The organism is Stenotrophomonas sp. NPDC077461, from assembly GCF_049545475.1.
Taxonomy (GTDB): domain Bacteria; phylum Pseudomonadota; class Gammaproteobacteria; order Xanthomonadales; family Xanthomonadaceae; genus Stenotrophomonas; species Stenotrophomonas nematodicola.
In genome coordinates this window covers 9,076-11,444 of the sequence record NZ_JBMWDO010000016.1, presented here as the reverse complement: position 1 = coordinate 11,444, position 2,369 = coordinate 9,076, and the positions used below count along the sequence as shown (strand labels likewise).

Sequence of the window (2,369 nt, the reverse complement as noted above, 5' to 3'; positions counted from 1 at the left end):
TCCGCGCGTGGCCGATCTGTTCGAAGCGCGCAAGCAGAAGGATCCGGCGATCCTGGCCGAGCGTTCGGGCATCATCAGCTTCGGCAAGGACACCAAGGGCAAGCAGCGCCTGATCATCAAGGACACCGATGGTTCGGAGCACGAAGAACTGATTCCGAAGTACCGTCAGGTCATCGTGTTCGAAGGCGAGCACGTGACCAAGGGCGAAACCATCGTGGACGGCGAACCGAGCCCGCAGGACATCCTGCGTCTGCTGGGCGTCGAGCCGCTGGCCGCCTACCTGGTCAAGGAAATCCAGGACGTGTACCGCCTGCAGGGCGTGAAGATCAACGACAAGCACATTGAAGTGATCACCCGTCAGATGCTGCGCAAGGTCGAAATCACCGACCAGGGCAGCAGCAAGTTCCTGAATGGCGAGCAGGCCGAGCGCCAGCGCGTCATCGAGGAAAATGCACGTCTGGCCGTCCGCAACGAACTGCCGGCCCGTTTCGACCCGGTGCTGCTGGGCATCACCAAGGCCTCGCTGGCGACCGAGTCGTTCATCTCGGCCGCGTCGTTCCAGGAAACCACCCGCGTGCTGACCGAAGCTGCCGTCCGCGGCACCTCGGACAACCTGCGCGGCCTGAAGGAGAACGTCATCGTCGGCCGCCTGATCCCGGCGGGTACCGGTCTGGCGTACCACTCCCAGCGTCGTCGCGGTGCCTCCGGCCTGACCGACTCGGAGCTGCAGACCCTGGCCGGCACTCCGGTCTTGGCCGACGCCGCACCGGTCGCCGTGGTCGATTCGAGCGACGCCGACCCGGTGGTGGGCGAGGAATGAGAAACCCGGTCCGGCCCCCGGGCCGGACCACCTTCGCGTCGCGGCGGACCGTAGGTCCGACAACATTCGAAGGGGCAGGGCACCACCCCGGTGGTTCCCTGACCTTCCTGCCGGTGGCGTCCGCGCCACCGATAGGGTAGGATGCCGGCCGGCCCACGCATGGGTCGGTTGACAACCTGAACGGGGGGCAAGGAGAAGGCTCCCCTGTAACGGCCCAGGATCAGGGCTGGCTTGGCGTGTGCGCGGTTGACCGCGTTTTCGCCAGGTTGCTACAATCGTCTGTCTCAGCAGGCCAGATTCCTTGGCCTGCTCGCACATTTCCGCATTCATGGCCAGTTTTTCCCTTGGCCTCTCTCAGAAGAACATACTGATGGCGACGATCAATCAGCTTGTCCGCAAGCCGCGGCAGGCCACCACTTACAAGAGTGCCTCGCCGGCACTTGATAAGTGCCCCCAGCGCCGTGGCGTCTGCACGCGCGTGTACACCACCACCCCGAAGAAGCCGAACTCGGCGCTCCGCAAGGTTGCCAAGGTCCGCCTGACCAACCAGGAAGAGGTCATCAGCTACATCGGTGGCGAAGGCCACAACCTGCAGGAGCACTCCGTGGTCCTCATCCGCGGCGGTCGCGTCAAGGATCTGCCGGGTGTGCGTTACCACACCGTGCGTGGCTCGCTGGACGCCTCCGGCGTTGCCAAGCGTCGTCAGGGCCGTTCCAAGTACGGCGCCAAGCGTCCGAAGAGCTAAGGGAAAGTACACATGTCTCGTAAAGGTAATACGCCGCAGCGCTCCGTCCTGCCGGATCCCAAGCACGGAAGTGAAACCATCGCGCGCTTCATCAACATGGTGATGCTGAGCGGCAAGAAGTCCGTCGCTGAAAAGATCGTCTATGGCGCCATGGACGTGATCGGTGAGAAGAACCCGAACTCCGTCGAGCTGGTGCAGAAGGCTCTGGACAACGTGGCTCCGTCGGTCGAAGTCAAGTCCCGCCGCGTCGGCGGTGCGACCTACCAGGTGCCGGTCGAAGTGCGTTCGTCGCGCAAGATGGCGCTGGCCATGCGTTGGCTGATCGACTCCGCTCGCAAGCGTGGTGAAAACACCATGCCGAAGAAGCTGGCTGCCGAACTGCTGGACGCCTCGGAAAATCGTGGTGGCGCCATCAAGAAGCGCGAAGAAACCCACCGCATGGCCGAAGCCAACAAGGCCTTCGCCCACTACCGCTGGTGAGTTTGACGGCCTTGTAAAACAGGCACGGCAGCACCATTGAGGTGCTGCCTCGCGGCCCCAGAAGGGCTGCGCCAATCCGAAGGCCGCCGAAAGGCGGCGTTCGGCCATCCGAATTCCAAGAAATTGAGAGGCTCCCGTGGCCCGCACCACTCCCATCGAGCGTTACCGTAACTTCGGCATCATGGCCCACATCGATGCCGGCAAGACCACCACGTCCGAGCGCATCCTGTTCTACACCGGCAAGAGCCACAAGATCGGTGAATAGCAACACGGCGATGCCACAATCTACTGGATGGAGCAGGTGCAGGAGAGTGGCATCACAAT

2 protein-coding genes and 2 pseudogenes (1 of these 4 running past the window's edge) are annotated in these 2,369 nt (G+C 63.1%); all 4 read left to right on the top strand.

Annotated elements, in window-relative coordinates; all coding sequences use genetic code 11:
• A pseudogene (locus ACPEH8_RS19325) lies at positions 1 to 820 on the top strand (DNA-directed RNA polymerase subunit beta'); the annotation flags it as partial.
• Positions 821 to 1,190: 370 nt separating this feature from the next.
• Complete coding sequence (rpsL, locus tag ACPEH8_RS19320) at positions 1,191 to 1,565, top strand: 30S ribosomal protein S12 (RefSeq protein WP_017356008.1); 375 nt, start codon at positions 1,191 to 1,193, stop codon at positions 1,563 to 1,565.
• Positions 1,566 to 1,577: 12 nt separating this feature from the next.
• Positions 1,578 to 2,045, top strand: coding sequence for a 30S ribosomal protein S7 (rpsG, locus tag ACPEH8_RS19315; protein WP_017356009.1), 468 nt, complete (start codon positions 1,578 to 1,580; stop codon positions 2,043 to 2,045).
• 136 nt (positions 2,046 to 2,181) lie between these two features.
• Positions 2,182 to 2,369, top strand: a pseudogene (gene fusA / locus ACPEH8_RS19310) (elongation factor G) (it continues 1,904 nt past the right edge of the window).

What these genes read in the sequence shown, in the direction of transcription:
- rpsL (WP_017356008.1), top strand. Translation starts at nt 1,191, where the DNA reads ATGGCGACGATCAATCAGCTTGTCCGCAAGCCGCGGCAGGCCACCACT.
- rpsG (WP_017356009.1), top strand. Translation starts at nt 1,578, where the DNA reads ATGTCTCGTAAAGGTAATACGCCGCAGCGCTCCGTCCTGCCGGATCCC.